A 12,453-nucleotide genomic window follows, 5' to 3' on the forward strand; every position below is an offset into this window, starting at 1 on the left:
CCGAAACACCACCAACCCCCGACGACACCACCCCACCCACACCCCGAGCCACCCCCGCCAACCCCGCCACCGACTGACACTGAAAAACCTCACGGCGAGTGAATTCGAGGCCCTCCTCCCGGGCACGGCTCACCAACCGAAGCGCCACGATGCTGTCGCCACCCAGATCGAAGAAACCGTCATCGACACCCACCCGGGGCAGACCCAGTACTTCGGCGAACAACGCGCATAGAATCTGCTCACGCGAAGTCCGAGAATCACGATCGGTCGTCATTGAGAGAAGCCTTCCACGCGCAACCCGGACAGTGGTTTCACAGCGGTCGTGACATCGTCGCGCAGCGATTCCCCGGTCTCGCCAGAGGCTCCACCGGGGACGAATTCAGTTGAACTTTACCGAGCATTTACGCCGACAACTATTCACGTGTGATAACGCTAGGCGCAGAGCCACAAGGCTGTAAACAGTCCTACCGACTCAGATTCACGTGCTCTCATCCGGTCGACGGAGGAAACCCCCTCCCCACAATCGCTGATGTCCGGATTCTTGAGCAGCCCCAACGGAAGATCAATTGGGGTGGGCCGCCGCACTCTCCCCCAGGAGAGGGATTTATGTCCGCCCGGCCATCTCCCCCAGAAGTAGCATCCGACAGAAACCGCGCCTTTCGACGGAGGCGACGATCAGCAACCGGAATCTACACAAGTGTCACCGAATTGACGGAACGGCGAGCCGTACCAGCCAATTCCGCTCCCGGAGGAAGGCACCACGGAAGGCCGGGACCGGGGGAGCTCATGAATCGAGCGGGGTGGGCCACCAGGCCCGGGCCCGCTGGGCGCGGAGCAGACCGAGCGGGCTGTCGTCCGTGCCGTGCAGGCGGTCGCAGAGGCGGATCAGAGTGTCGGCACGGGCCAGCCGGAGGCCCCGGAGGCCCGCGGGGGCGCCGTATCCCGCGCGGACGGCGATACGGAGGGCCGCCGGCGCTCCCACCGCCAGGGAGAGACCGGCGATGTCCTCGGCCGGGTCACCGAGCGCGGCATCGGCCCAGTCGATCACTCCGCTGATCCGGCCCGCCGGGGTGACGAGCAGATGCTCGCCCTTGAGGTCGTTGTGGAGCAGGACCTCTTCGCGGGGCCCGGCGACCGGGCCCTCCGAGCCGCCCTCCGGCCGGGGCAGCAGTTCCCGGGGGAAGACGCCCTCCTCGCCGAGCCGTTCGGCCGCCGCGCGGGCCCCGGCGTACAGAGATCCCTCGTCGCGGCGCGGCACCCGGGGGAGGTCCAGGGCGCCGGCCGGCCCGTTCGCGGTGGACGCGGACAGGGACCGCAGGGCGGAGAGCAGCCCGGCGAGGTCGTCCTCACCGGCGGGCGCGACGGGCCGGCGTTCGGCGGAGACTCCCCGGAGGCGGGTGTCCAGGGTGAAGCTCAGGCCCGGCGCCCAGAATCCGTTCAGCGAACTGGCGGGCAGGGGCAGCCGGGTGTGGCGGCGGATCAGCTCCCGCAGGGCGATCTCCCGCGCCTGGCGGTGTGATCCGTCCCGGTCCAGCGCCAGTCTCAGCACATGGCCGGACCCCACCCACCAGGTCGAGTGGCCGCCGCCCTCGTCCACCGGGGTGATGTCCGCCGTCCTTTCCAGGGCGGGGACGGCCAGACGCACGGCGCCGGCCGAACGGGGTTCCGGACCGGGCTCCGGACGAGGTGTCATGGATCGGACTCCTTCACTCCGCCGGGAGGTCCACGGGCGCGGACCACGGCCACGGCCCACGGGCGGTCCATGGGCGGTCCACGGGCGGTCCACGGGAGGCCGCGCGCGCGTCAATGCGCTTGCGCGCGCCCGCGGGTCGGTGACCACGATGCCCCATGAGCGACAACCACACCGGGAATTTCAGCGGCCGGGGCACCGACGGCCTCGCCGCCCCCGCCTTCCCCGACCGGTTCGCCCGTACCCACCGCTTCAGCTTCGGTGTCCCCCGGCACTTCACCGTCTCCCCGGACGGGCGGCGTGTGCTCTTCGTCCGGGGCACGGACGGCGCCGACCGGGTCAGCAGGCTCTGGTTGTACGAATCCGGGCGGGAGCGGCTGCTCGCCGACCCGCCGGCCCTGGACAAGACCCCCGACGGAACCCCGGGGACCCCGCACCAGGTGGTGCCGCTGTCGGGGGCGGGCCATCAGGTGAGCCGCCGGGATCAGGTGAGCGGACTGCTGCGGCTGGAGGTGGACTGCCTCAAGAAGTCCTTGAATATTTGAGAATCTGAACCTTCTGACGCCCGGGCCCGTACCCCTTCACGAACAACCGGCCTCCTGGGCCGTATGGGACCGTGCGCAACAGAGGGAGCAGCCGAATGAGCAGCGGTACGGGCAGCGGTACGAGCTGTGGGACATGCCGCGGGCCGAGCAGCGGGCCGGGCGAGCGGACGGGCGGATCGCCGGGACCGCGCCGGGTCGTCGACCGCCGCACCGTCGTCACCGCCGTGGGAGGCGCCGGGCTCGTGGCCGCGCTCTCCGCCTGCGGTGGGACGGACGGCGGCGAAGGTGCCACGACGGTCTCCGAGCAGCCCGCCGGGGAGGGCGGGACGGGCGGCGGGGGTGCCGGAGGAGGCGGGGGCAAGGAGATCGCCAAGGTCGCGGACATCCCCGAGGGCGGGGGCAAGGTCGTCGGCGATGTGGTGATCACTCAGCCGGCGGCGGGTGACTTCAAGGCGTTCTCGTCCAAGTGCACCCACCAGGGGTGCGCGGTCAAGAGCGTGCAGAACAATGTCATCACCTGCCCCTGCCACAACAGCAGTTTCGACGCGAGCGACGGCAGCGTGAAGAACGGTCCGGCGACCGCTCCGCTGCCGCCCGCTTCGATCACCGTCGACGGGGACGCGATCAGGCTCGCCTGAGAAGGTCTCCCCCGAGCCCGAGGGACACGGGAGGCGGGTGTCATGGCCGCTGCCAGCAGGAGAGGACGGCCGCGCTGGTGGTGACCGTGGCGACCAGGGCGAGCGTGTGCCGGATCATCGCGGGGGTGTACGCGGCGGGCACCCCCGCGATGGCGTCGCCGGGAACCACCGCCGTGTAACCGAGGTTGACCGCGTCGAAGACGGCGTTGGGGACGGCGATGTTGGCGGAGACCCCGCAGATCAGGAGCGTACGGCAGCCGAGGTTGCGGAGCAGGGCGTCGACGCCGGTGCCCGCGAGGGGCGAGAGTCCGTGCAGCCGCCGGACGACGATGTCCTCGTCCGCGACCTCGATCGGCGGTGCGATCCGGACGGCGTCGGTGCCGGAGTGCTGCTGTACGGGCAGCCGGGCGGCGGCGCGGAACAGCCGGGCGTTGCGGGAGGCGCCCCGGCCGTCGGGGCGGCGTTCGGCCACCGCGTGCAGAACCTGGACGCCGGCCCGGTGCGCGCCGTCGACCAGGAGGGCGACGCGGTGGAGGGCGCCGGAGGCACGGGCCTCGGCGGCCAGTTCGGGCAGCGCGCTCCGGTCGCCCTCGCCGACGACCCCCCGCTGGCATTCGACGGTGAGCAGCACGGTGGTGGCGGGGTCCAGTTGCCGGGCGAGCGACTCCCGAGGGGGCGGGCGGGGCGGCTCCTCACGACCGGAGCCGTCGCTTCCGGGCGCCTCGCGACCGGAGTCCTCACGGTCGGGCCGCGCACGGCCCAAGCCCTCACGATCGGGCTGCCCGTGGCCGAAGTCCTCACGGCCGGGCTGCTCACAGCCGGAGCCGTCGCTGCCGGGCCACTCACGGCCGGACTCCTCGCTGCCGAATCCCTCAGGCTGCCGAGAGGGCCGCGCGGGCCGGTGGGCTGACGGCGGCATACGGATTCCCTTCCCCGCTCCCGAGGGAGACGCACCGGTCACGACCCCGGCCCGGAAACGCCCCCCGGCCCCCGCCCTGTCCCGGTCCCGGGCACGCCCCCGACCGGGCGCCTTCGGCGCGTGACGCTAACCCCCATTGCGCGATACCGGAAGACCCCTCATGATTCTCTGGCACCCAGTCGGACCCCGTGCAGCGCGGAGAGGGCATCCATGGCCGCCACACAGCGCCGGAACCGCCAGATCATGATGACGCCCGCCGAGCGGGACACCTTCCTGGCCGGACAGCACACCTGTCGGGTCGCCACCGTCTCCGCCGACGGCCGTCCGCACGTCAGTCCGCTCTGGTACATCTGGGACGGCACGTCCCTGTGGCTGTACTCGCTCACCCGCAGCCGCCGCTGGGAACAGCTGCTCCGCGATCCGAGGCTCGCGGTGGTGGTCGACACCGGCGAGGCGTACGGAGAGCTGCGCGGGGTGGAGCTGTCGGGCGCGGCCGTTCCCGTGGGAGAGGCTCCGCGCACCGGGGAGCCGTGCCCCGAACTGGAACTCCCCGAGAGCCTCTTCGCCCGCAAGTACTTCGGCTCCGACAGCGACTCCCTGCCCCATGACGGCAGACACGCCTGGCTGCGGCTGACCCCCGAGACCGTCGTCTCCTGGGACCTGGGCAAACTCACGGCCTCCTGACCCCCTGCCCCCTCCGGAACCCACTGCCCCCCTGACCCCTCCGGCGCACCCCGGCGCCTCCTCACCGGCCCGGGCCGCGCCCCCGGGCCGCCGCGCGCAGGGCCTCCACGGCCGCCCTGATGGACGGCCGGCTCTCCGCGTCCGTGCGCCACACCGCGTACACATGGCGCTGCATTCCCTGCCGTACGGGAACGAGCGCGACGCCGTCCGGCACCGGGCCGCGTCCGAGGCGCGGGGCGACACAGACGCCGAGCCCCGCGGCGATCAGCGCGAGCTGGGTGTGGTGCTCGGCGGCCAGATGGGAGATCCGGGGTTCGATGCCCCGGGCGCGCAGAGTGAACATCAGCCAGTCGTGGCAGAACTCGCCCTCCGGCCAGGACACCCAGTCGTCGTCGGCGAACTCCTCCAGGTCCACTTCCGCGCGGCTCGCGAGCGGGTGCGCCACGGGCATGGCGACATCCGGTTCGTCGTCCAGCAGATGCACCTGGCTGAGGCCGCCGGGGACGGGCAGCCGCCGGTTGCTCCAGTCGAGGACGATCGCGAGATCGAGGTCGCCCCGGATGACGGCCCTGACGCCCTGCTCGGGCTCCAGCTCCCGGGTGTGGACGCGCAGGCCGGGATGGTCGGCGCGGAGCGCGGCGACGGCGGTGGGGAAGAGCCCCCGGGCGGCGGTGGGGAACGCGCCGATCCTGGCCTCGCCGACAACCTGGCCGCGCTGGGCCTCGATGGCCGACTGGGCCAGCTCCACCTGGGAGAGGATGCGGGCCGCGTGGTCCGCGAGCAGCCGCCCGGCGTCGGTGAGCCGGACGCCCCGCCCGTACTTGGCCAGGAGCCGCTGGCCGACCTCGCGCTCCAGCTTCGACAGCTGCTGGGAGACGGCGGACGTGGTGACGTGCAGACCGTCGGCCGCGCCGCTGACCGAGCCGTGTCGGGCGAGGGCGTCCAGGGTCCGCAGGCGCTCCAGATTCAACATGTAAGCAATGCTAAGGGAAACCCTGAACGAAATCTCGCTTGTTCTACAACATCGCAGGACCGAGAGTGAGAGCCATGGCCTCCACCGCTCCCACAGTTCCCTCCGTTCCCTCCATTCCCTCTGTTCCTTCTGTTCCCTCCGTTCCCGCTGCCCGCGCCCCGTCCCCGGCCCGCCGGCCGCGCCTGGACTGGCGCGTCCGATTCGTCTTTCTCTCCACCGTGTGGGGATTCAGCTTTCTGCTGATCAAGGTCGGCACCGAGGGGTTCGCCCCGTTCCAGGTCGCCTTCGGCAGGCTGTTCTTCGGTACGGCGGTCCTGGCCGTCGCCATCGCGGTGCGCCGGGAACGGCTGCCGCGCGGCGCCCGCACCTGGGCCCATCTGACGGTCGCCGCGTTCGTGCTCAACGCGGTGCCCTTCTCGCTCTTCGCGTACGCGGAGCTGACGATCTCCTCGACCCTGGCGGGCATCTGCAACGCCACCTCGCCGCTGTGGGGGATGCTGCTCTCCCTGGTCGCGCTCTCCGAGGACCGTCCGACCCGGCGCAGAGTGGCGGGACTGGGCATCGGCTTCGTCGGCGTTCTGACCGTCCTCGGCGTCTGGCAGGGCTTCGCCGGGCTCGACTTCCGGGGCACCGCCATGGCCCTGCTCGCCTCGCTCTGCTACGCGATCGGCTGGATCTACGTCCGCCGCACGCTGGCGGGCACCGGCCACTCGCACCTCTCGCTCACCGGGGCGCAGTTGATGGTGGCCACGGTCCAACTGGGTTTGGTCACGCCGTTGTTCACCACCGCGCCGTCGACGCTCCCGCTGCTGCCGCTGCTCGCGGTGGTGGCCCTGGGCGCGCTGGGGACGGGGGTCGCGATGCTGATCCAGTACGGGCTGGTGGAGGAGGTCGGCCCGACGACCGCGCAGATGGTCACGTACTTCGTCCCGGTCATCGCCACGGGGGCGGGGGTCGCCCTGCTCGGTGAGGGGCTGAGCTGGAACACGCCGGTGGGCGCGCTGATCGTGCTGGCGGGGGCGGCGCTGACACAGAGCCGCCGGCGGGGGCAGCGGTCGGGAGCGCGGGCGGGCGCGGGGACCGTGGTGGCGGCCTCCGTGCCGGGCCCGCGGACGGCGGCCGTGGTGTGCGCGCCGGTCACGGGCGCTCCGGAACCGGCGGCGGGGGGCCCGGAACCGGCGCCGCGGAGTCCGGAACCGGCGGCGGGGTGCGCGGCGGGGGGCCCGGAACCGCTGTCCGGACGCTCTCAGCCGTAGCTGCGGGAGGGCGCAGGGCCCGCGGCGCCCGCGACCGCGTCCGCGATCCGCCCGATGTCGTCCGGCGCCAGGGCCGAGACGGTGATCCGCACCCCGGGCGGCGCCGCGAGGCGGAAGCGCGCGCCGGGGGCGACCGCCCACCCGGAGCGCAGCAGCCGGGTCACCGCCCCGGTCTCGTCGGAGACCGGCACCCAGACGTTCATCCCGCTGCGGCCGTGGGCCTCGATGCCGCGTTCGCGCAGGGCCTGGACGAGTGCGTCGCGCCGCTCGCCGTAGGAGCGCGCCACCGTGGCGGCGTCGACCGCTCCCGACGCCCAGAGCCGGGCGACGGCGCGCTGGAGCAGCCGGCTGACCCAGCCGGGGCCGAGGCGCTGGCGCCCGGCCACCCGGTCGACGGTGACGGCGTCACCGGTCAGCACCGCGATCCGCAGATCGGGGCCGTACGCCTTGGCGGTGGAGCGGACGAAGGCCCAGTGCGCGGTCGTCCCGGCGAGGGGGTGCAGAGGCTGGTCGACGATGGCGTGCCCGTGGTCGTCCTCGATGAGGAGCGTGTGCGGGAAGCGGGCGAGCACGGCGCGCAGGCTCCGCGCCCGGTCCTCGCTCACGGCGGCCCCGGTGGGGTTCTGCGCGCGGTCGGTGACGATGAGCGCGCGGGCCCCGCCGCCGAGAGCGCGCTCCACATCGGCGGCGAGGGGACCGTCGTCGTCGACCCCGACGGGGACGGGCCGCAGCCCGAGCGAGGACACCAGATCGAGCAGGCTCCCCCAGCCGGGGTCCTCGACGGCGACGCCGTCACCGGGGCGCAGATGCGCGGCGAGCACCCGCTCGACGGCGTCGAGCGAGCCGGAGGTGACGGCGACGGCCCCGTCGGGCACCCCGTCGGCGTCCAGCGCGGCGCGGGCGAGCCGGGCGAACTCCTCGTCGACGGGAGCCTGTCCGTAGAGCCCGGGGTGCTCGTCGTTGTGGCGGACGGAGGCGGCGAAGGCGTCCCGGAGCGGGGGGAGCAGCGCGGGGTCGGGGTTGCCCGCGCTCACATCCCGTACGCCGGGTGGGGCGTCGACGCCGAAGGAGCCGCGCGGGGTGCTGGCGGGACGGGAGCGCACCCGGCTGCCCCGGCGGCCGGCGGTCTCGATGACTCCCCGCTCGCGCAGGGTGCGGTAGGCGGCGGCCACGGTGTTCGGGTTGACGCCGAGCCGGGAGGCCAGTTCGCGCATGGGCGGGAGCACGGCGCCGGGCTCCAGCCCGCCGGAGCTGACGCCGTGCTCGATGCTGGCCGCGATCTCCGATGCGCGGCGCCCTGCGATCCGATACTCTCCTAGCACAAACGCCATTATGCACTAGTGCAATGGAGGACGCAATGTCGGACGCCACCCCGGACGCGTACGAGCCGACCGAGCGCACCGTCCCCACCCGTTCCCGGGAGCGCGCCTCGTACGACCGCGCACTGGTCCACTCACTGCTCGACGAGGCGTACGTCTGCCATCTCGGCTTCATCCGGGACGGCGCCCCGGTCGTGCTGCCGACGCTCTGCGCCCGGGTGGAGGACCGCGTCTACGTCCACGGCTCGACCGGCTCCCGCCCCCTGCGCATGGCGAGCGGGGCGGAGGCGGGCATGCCGGTGTGCCTGACGGTGACCCATGTCGACGGGCTGGTCCTGGCGCGCTCGGCCTTCCACCACTCGCTCAACTACCGCTCGCTGATGATCCACGGAGCGGCGCGCCAGGTGACGGACCGGGACGAGAAGCTGACGGCCCTCGACGCGATGGTCGAGGCGGTGGTGCCGGGCCGGGCCCGGGACTCCCGGCCGGCGGACGCGCGCGAGCTGGCCGCGACGGCGGTGCTGCGGATCGATCTGGCCGAGGTCTCGGCCAAGATCCGCTCCGGTCCGCCGAACGACGACCCGGAGGACACCGGACTGCCGTACTGGACGGGGGTCGTACCGGTGGTGACGTCGTACGGCACACCGGAGCCGGCGCCGGATCTCGACCCCTCGATCGGCATACCGGAGTACCTCAGGCGGCTGTGAGGCGGCGGCTACCGTCCGGTGCGCCCGGTGGGGAGCCTGCCGCCGGAGGCGTCCGGCTCCTCCGCCGGCGGCAGGGGAGCCCCCGAGGCCACCGGGCCGTCCGAAGGCGCCTTCGGCACCTGGGACTGCGCGATCAGCGCACCGATCAGCACCAGCGAACCGCCCAGGATCTGCGGCAGCGACAGATGCTCCCGCAGCAGCACCCAGGCCAGCACCGTGGCGATGACCGCCTCCAGACAGGCGACGACCCCGGCCACCTGCGGCGACAGCCTGCGCACCGAGAGCACCCCGGTGATGTAGGCGAGCACGGTGGCGATCAGCACCACCCAGCCGAGCAGCAGCCAGGCCGCCACCCGGGTGCCGCCCAGATCGGCCTCCCCGGCCAGCAGGGAGAAGTCCATCGACCACGGGCGGGCGATCACCGTCAGCGCGAGCGCGCCGATGACGAGTCCGTACGCGATGACGCCCAGCGGGTCCGCCGGGTCCTCGCCGTCGCTGCCGTGGTCGGAGAGGAGGAAGTAGCAGGCCTGACAGCAGGCCGCGCCCAGCGCGAGCAGCAGCCCGAGGACGTCGAAGCCGACGCCCGCCCACACCTCGACCACACACGCGAGCCCGGTCACGGCGAGCACCACGCCGAGCGCGGCGGCCCGGGTGACGGGGCGGCGCTGGACAAAACGTATCCAGCCGAGGACGAGCGCGGGGCCGAGGTACTCGACCAGCAGGGCGACCCCGACGGGGATGCGGGAGATGGAGGCGAAGTAGAAGGCCTGCACACCGGCGACGGCGAACAGCCCGAAGCCGAGGAGGAGCGCGGGACGGTGGCGCAGCAGGTCGCGGTGGCGCCACGCGAAGGGGAGCATGACCAGCGCCGCACCGGCGGCCCGCAGCCACACCACGTGGAGCGGGTCGAGCCCCGCCTCGATCAACGGCTTGGCCGCGACCCCGGACCCACCGAACGCCAGCGCCGAGACCAGGGCAATGCCCAGACTCGTGCTCCTACCCTGAGACGCGTGCATCGCCACATGATGCCAGCCCGGGTCAGCACCGTCGACCCTGTCACCCATGTCACCCCGGCGCCCCGGCGCCCCCGGGTGCCGAGACACCCGGCCCAGACACCGGGCCACAAGCCTCGGGCCGAGGCACACGGTCAAGGCACCGGCCAGGGCCTTCACCCCACCCCCAGCCTCCCCCTCAACTCCCCCGCGTCCACCCCCGCCCGCCCCAGCACCTCCACCGCCCGGCACCCCCCGTCCCCGGCCAGCGCCGCCAGCAGATCGACCCCGGCGGCCCCGCGCTCCCCACGCCGCCCCGCCCGCTCCGCCGCCCCCCGCAGGGCGGCGTCCGCCGAGGGCGACCACACCGGGGCCCCCGAGCGCCCCGACCGCCCGCCCGGCTCCTCCGCCGACGCCTGCCAGCGCAGCCCGTACCCGATGCTCCGCTGCACGAGATACCCGAGCACCCGCGCCACCAGCGGCGCGGCCCCGAGCGCGGCCCGGGCCTCCTGGTCCGTCTCCAGGAGCGCGTGCAGCAGATGCGCCGTATCGATCTGCCGGTCGCCGTCGCGCAGCGCTCTCCGGCGCGCACCCGTGATCACCGGGGCCAGTTCGACGGCGGGACCGGCGTCGAGTCCTGCTTCGAGTCCTGCTTCGAGTTCGGTATGGGGCGCTGCGGGCCGGCCGGGCAGCCGGGGCTGAGGGATCTGCACGTCTCCCACCTCATCAGCCGCGAGGGGCACGGACGTCCCCGCAGAGGGCTATTCACCCATCCCGCGCAAGGTGGGCGGGACGGGCGGTTTCTCCTCCTTACGGATGAGATCGGAGCATCATGCCCCACAGACGGCGCGCGCCGCCTTGCCTTTCACACCCCCGCATGTATGCCAGAGGCAACCGAACCCTCCCCCGCCGCGTCCCTCCCCTCATGGTCTGGATGGTCGCTCTGCTCGCCTCCGACGAACAGCAGTACGTCTACCGGGTGTACGCACCGGCCGACGCGCTGCCGGGCGATGTCTTCTGGGCGGCGTTCCACTGCCACGACGAGGGCCCGCACCCCCGCGCGTCGGACTCCTTCGACACGGCGGAGATCTGGCGGCTGCCGTCCGTCACCCGGATCTGACGACTCATCAGTATTGAATGTTCCGGCCGGCGCCCTTACGTTCCGCGACACCGTGACCCGACATGGAGGGGTGGTCGTATGGCCGAAGTCAGCGCCGAGGCCCGGATCGAGGCACCGGCCGGGAAGGTCTGGGCGCAGCTCACGGACTTCCCCGGGTACGGCCGCTGGAACGCCATGCACACCGGCTTCCCGGACGGCGGCCCGACCACCCTGGAGCTGGGGGCTTCCTACCGGGAGAAGCTGCGGCTCATGGACTTTCCGGCGGAAGTGACCTGGACGGTGTACGCGTTCGAGGCGGGCCGGGAGCTGGGAATCAGGGGCACCGGCCCGATGGGGGTCGTCGTCGGCAACCGCTACTCCCTCACCCCGGACGGGGATGCCACTCTCGTCCGGATCGAGGGCGAGTTCACCGGCGCGGCGGTGTCGCTGATGGCCGCGAAACTCACGGAGTCGGCGACGGCCGCGCTCCAGGAGTCCCTGGCGAGACTGGGCGCCCTGACCACCTGAAACCGGCGACGGGCGCCGAGGGCCCGTGCGGGACCGCTCGACGCCCGTCCGGGCGGTTCGGCTCAGCGCTCGCCGGCGAGAATCAGATAGAGCTTCTTGCGGGCCTCGTTGATGACTTCCACAGCCTTGGTCCGCTGCTCGGCACTGCCGGTCTTCCAGACCTGGCCGAAGGCCTCCATGAGCCCCCAGCCCGCCTGCCGGATCTCGTTGACCGTCTCCCAGTCGACCCCGCGCCCCGCCTCTTCCCAGGGGGCCTCCGGTCCCGACTCGGCCTCGGCGCGGCCGGTTTCGGTGAGCGTGAACAGCTTCTTGCCGCCCTCGCTCTCACTGGTGATCAACCCCTCGTCCTCCAGCAGCTGGAGGTTCGGGTAGACCGACCCGGGGCTGGGCTTCCACGCCCCGCCACTGCGCTCGACGATCTCCTGGATCATCTCGTATCCGTGCATCGGACGGTCCTTGAGCAGCGCCAGGATCGAGGCACGCACATCGCCGCGCCGGGCCCTGCCCCTCCCCCCGCCGTGCCGGCCTCGCCCGCCACCGAAGGGGCCACCGCCCCCGAAGGGCCCACCGAAGGGCGGCCCGGCCGGCGGACCGGGCGGACCGAAGGGCCCGAAGGCTCCCCGGTGCCCGTCGAACCCGCCCCGGCCCGGATGGCCGGGACCACAGGGCCCACCACCGGGCTCCTGCTCGAAAACATGGGGACGCATCGTTACGCTCCTTCCATCGTTGATCAGTCGCGATACGTCAACGATATATCGGAATAGCTCGCAGAGCAATGCCCGGCCGGAGTGCGGGAGGGGGCGCGGAAGGGGGGCGCGGGAGTGCCCCGGGACAGCGGCGCGGCGGTGGCCGCGGCGGCTCGGGCGGGCGGAGATCCGTGGCCGTCCGGCTCCGGGCCGGACCTCCGGGCCCGGCGGGCGATGTCGCGGGGGACGCGGCCCGGGGGCGTCCGACCGGTACAGCGGTACGCGGACAGGCCGGTACGCGAGTTCCAGGTTCCGGGGTCCGGGGGTCCGGGGTTCCGGGGGTCGGGGGTCCGGGGGTCGGGGGTACGGGGGGGGTCCGGGGGGGGGGGGGGGGCGCGGCGGTGGGGCGCTCGGCGG

At 73.2% G+C, this 12,453-nt stretch carries 15 protein-coding genes; 7 read left to right on the forward strand and 8 right to left on the reverse strand.

Annotated features, from left to right (window positions below):
* Positions 1-274: phosphopantetheine-binding protein (locus ABT122_RS31985; protein ID WP_351559408.1), on the reverse strand; the 274-nt coding region annotated here is incomplete at its 3' end.
* A 510-nt stretch (positions 275-784) separates the two neighbouring features.
* Positions 785-1,693: an aminoglycoside phosphotransferase family protein gene (locus ABT122_RS31990; RefSeq protein WP_351559410.1), complete on the reverse strand. Its 909-nt coding sequence runs from the start codon at positions 1,691-1,693 to the stop codon at positions 785-787.
* 155 nt (positions 1,694-1,848) lie between these two features.
* On the opposite strand from ABT122_RS31990, the gene ABT122_RS33700 reads away from it, so the two are divergent.
* Together ABT122_RS33700 and ABT122_RS32000 are read left to right on the forward strand one after the other, a co-directional pair.
* On the forward strand, positions 1,849-2,235 hold the full coding sequence (locus ABT122_RS33700) for a hypothetical protein (protein WP_502976238.1): 387 nt from the start codon (positions 1,849-1,851) through the stop codon (positions 2,233-2,235).
* A 95-nt stretch (positions 2,236-2,330) separates the two neighbouring features.
* Positions 2,331-2,873, forward strand: a complete 543-nt coding sequence (locus ABT122_RS32000) for a Rieske (2Fe-2S) protein (RefSeq protein WP_351559412.1) — start codon at positions 2,331-2,333, stop codon at positions 2,871-2,873.
* Positions 2,874-2,913: 40 nt separating this feature from the next.
* On the opposite strand, the gene ABT122_RS32005 is transcribed toward ABT122_RS32000, so the two are convergent.
* On the reverse strand, positions 2,914-3,522 hold the full coding sequence (locus ABT122_RS32005; RefSeq protein WP_351559432.1) for a cysteine hydrolase family protein: 609 nt from the start codon (positions 3,520-3,522) through the stop codon (positions 2,914-2,916).
* A gap of 480 nt (positions 3,523-4,002) precedes the next feature.
* Between ABT122_RS32005 and ABT122_RS32010 the strand changes: the two genes are divergently transcribed.
* Positions 4,003-4,476: a pyridoxamine 5'-phosphate oxidase family protein gene (locus ABT122_RS32010; RefSeq protein ID WP_351559413.1), complete on the forward strand. Its 474-nt coding sequence runs from the start codon at positions 4,003-4,005 to the stop codon at positions 4,474-4,476.
* A 61-nt stretch (positions 4,477-4,537) separates the two neighbouring features.
* Here the strand turns inward: ABT122_RS32010 and ABT122_RS32015 are convergent, their stop codons facing one another.
* Positions 4,538-5,449 (reverse strand): LysR substrate-binding domain-containing protein, encoded by a 912-nt coding sequence (locus ABT122_RS32015; protein ID WP_351559415.1) that lies wholly within the window; start codon positions 5,447-5,449, stop codon positions 4,538-4,540.
* A gap of 74 nt (positions 5,450-5,523) precedes the next feature.
* On the opposite strand from ABT122_RS32015, the gene ABT122_RS32020 reads away from it, so the two are divergent.
* Positions 5,524-6,705 carry a DMT family transporter gene (locus ABT122_RS32020; RefSeq protein WP_351559417.1) on the forward strand — a complete coding sequence of 394 codons (1,182 nt, stop codon included), beginning with the start codon at positions 5,524-5,526 and terminating at the stop codon, positions 6,703-6,705.
* Here the strand turns inward: ABT122_RS32020 and ABT122_RS32025 are convergent.
* Positions 6,696-8,027 (reverse strand): aminotransferase class I/II-fold pyridoxal phosphate-dependent enzyme, encoded by a 1,332-nt coding sequence (locus ABT122_RS32025; protein WP_351559419.1) that lies wholly within the window; start codon positions 8,025-8,027, stop codon positions 6,696-6,698. The two genes, ABT122_RS32020 and ABT122_RS32025, sit on opposite strands and share 10 nt — an antisense overlap.
* A gap of 23 nt (positions 8,028-8,050) precedes the next feature.
* Here ABT122_RS32025 and ABT122_RS32030 point away from each other — a divergent pair, with 23 nt between their 5' ends.
* Complete coding sequence (locus ABT122_RS32030) at positions 8,051-8,731, forward strand: pyridoxamine 5'-phosphate oxidase family protein (protein ID WP_451069338.1); 681 nt, start codon at positions 8,051-8,053, stop codon at positions 8,729-8,731.
* Between the two features lie 8 nt (positions 8,732-8,739).
* Here ABT122_RS32030 and ABT122_RS32035 read toward each other — a convergent pair whose 3' ends face one another.
* Positions 8,740-9,747 (reverse strand): EamA family transporter, encoded by a 1,008-nt coding sequence (locus ABT122_RS32035; protein WP_351559422.1) that lies wholly within the window; start codon positions 9,745-9,747, stop codon positions 8,740-8,742.
* 152 nt (positions 9,748-9,899) lie between these two features.
* A complete protein-coding gene (locus tag ABT122_RS32040; RefSeq protein WP_351559424.1) occupies positions 9,900-10,436 on the reverse strand; it encodes a Clp protease N-terminal domain-containing protein in 537 nt (178 codons plus the stop codon).
* A gap of 212 nt (positions 10,437-10,648) precedes the next feature.
* On the opposite strand from ABT122_RS32040, the gene ABT122_RS32045 reads away from it, so the two are divergent.
* A complete protein-coding gene (locus ABT122_RS32045) occupies positions 10,649-10,843 on the forward strand; it encodes a hypothetical protein (protein ID WP_351559426.1) in 195 nt (64 codons plus the stop codon).
* A 78-nt stretch (positions 10,844-10,921) separates the two neighbouring features.
* Positions 10,922-11,350: a type II toxin-antitoxin system Rv0910 family toxin gene (locus ABT122_RS32050; RefSeq protein WP_351559428.1), complete on the forward strand. Its 429-nt coding sequence runs from the start codon at positions 10,922-10,924 to the stop codon at positions 11,348-11,350.
* Positions 11,351-11,412: 62 nt separating this feature from the next.
* Here the strand turns inward: ABT122_RS32050 and ABT122_RS32055 are convergent, their stop codons facing one another.
* The gene (locus ABT122_RS32055) at positions 11,413-12,057 is read right to left on the reverse strand and encodes a PadR family transcriptional regulator (protein WP_351559430.1); all 645 of its coding nucleotides are present in this window, start codon (positions 12,055-12,057) and stop codon (positions 11,413-11,415) included.
* Positions 12,058-12,453 lie beyond the last annotated feature (396 nt).

This window comes from Streptomyces sp. NPDC001985, from assembly GCF_040296845.1.
Classification (GTDB): domain Bacteria; phylum Actinomycetota; class Actinomycetes; order Streptomycetales; family Streptomycetaceae; genus Streptomyces.

Coding starts and splice junctions, on each gene's coding strand:
- ABT122_RS31990 (WP_351559410.1), bottom strand. CDS start 1,693: ATGACACCTCGTCCGGAGCCCGGTCCGGAACCCCGTTCGGCCGGCGCC.
- ABT122_RS33700 (WP_502976238.1), top strand. CDS start 1,849: ATGAGCGACAACCACACCGGGAATTTCAGCGGCCGGGGCACCGACGGC.
- ABT122_RS32000 (WP_351559412.1), top strand. CDS start 2,331: ATGAGCAGCGGTACGGGCAGCGGTACGAGCTGTGGGACATGCCGCGGG.
- ABT122_RS32010 (WP_351559413.1), top strand. CDS start 4,003: ATGGCCGCCACACAGCGCCGGAACCGCCAGATCATGATGACGCCCGCC.
- ABT122_RS32015 (WP_351559415.1), bottom strand. CDS start 5,449: ATGTTGAATCTGGAGCGCCTGCGGACCCTGGACGCCCTCGCCCGACAC.
- ABT122_RS32020 (WP_351559417.1), top strand. CDS start 5,524: ATGGCCTCCACCGCTCCCACAGTTCCCTCCGTTCCCTCCATTCCCTCT.
- ABT122_RS32030 (WP_451069338.1), top strand. CDS start 8,051: ATGGAGGACGCAATGTCGGACGCCACCCCGGACGCGTACGAGCCGACC.
- ABT122_RS32035 (WP_351559422.1), bottom strand. CDS start 9,747: ATGCACGCGTCTCAGGGTAGGAGCACGAGTCTGGGCATTGCCCTGGTC.
- ABT122_RS32045 (WP_351559426.1), top strand. CDS start 10,649: ATGGTCTGGATGGTCGCTCTGCTCGCCTCCGACGAACAGCAGTACGTC.
- ABT122_RS32050 (WP_351559428.1), top strand. CDS start 10,922: ATGGCCGAAGTCAGCGCCGAGGCCCGGATCGAGGCACCGGCCGGGAAG.
- ABT122_RS32055 (WP_351559430.1), bottom strand. CDS start 12,057: ATGCGTCCCCATGTTTTCGAGCAGGAGCCCGGTGGTGGGCCCTGTGGT.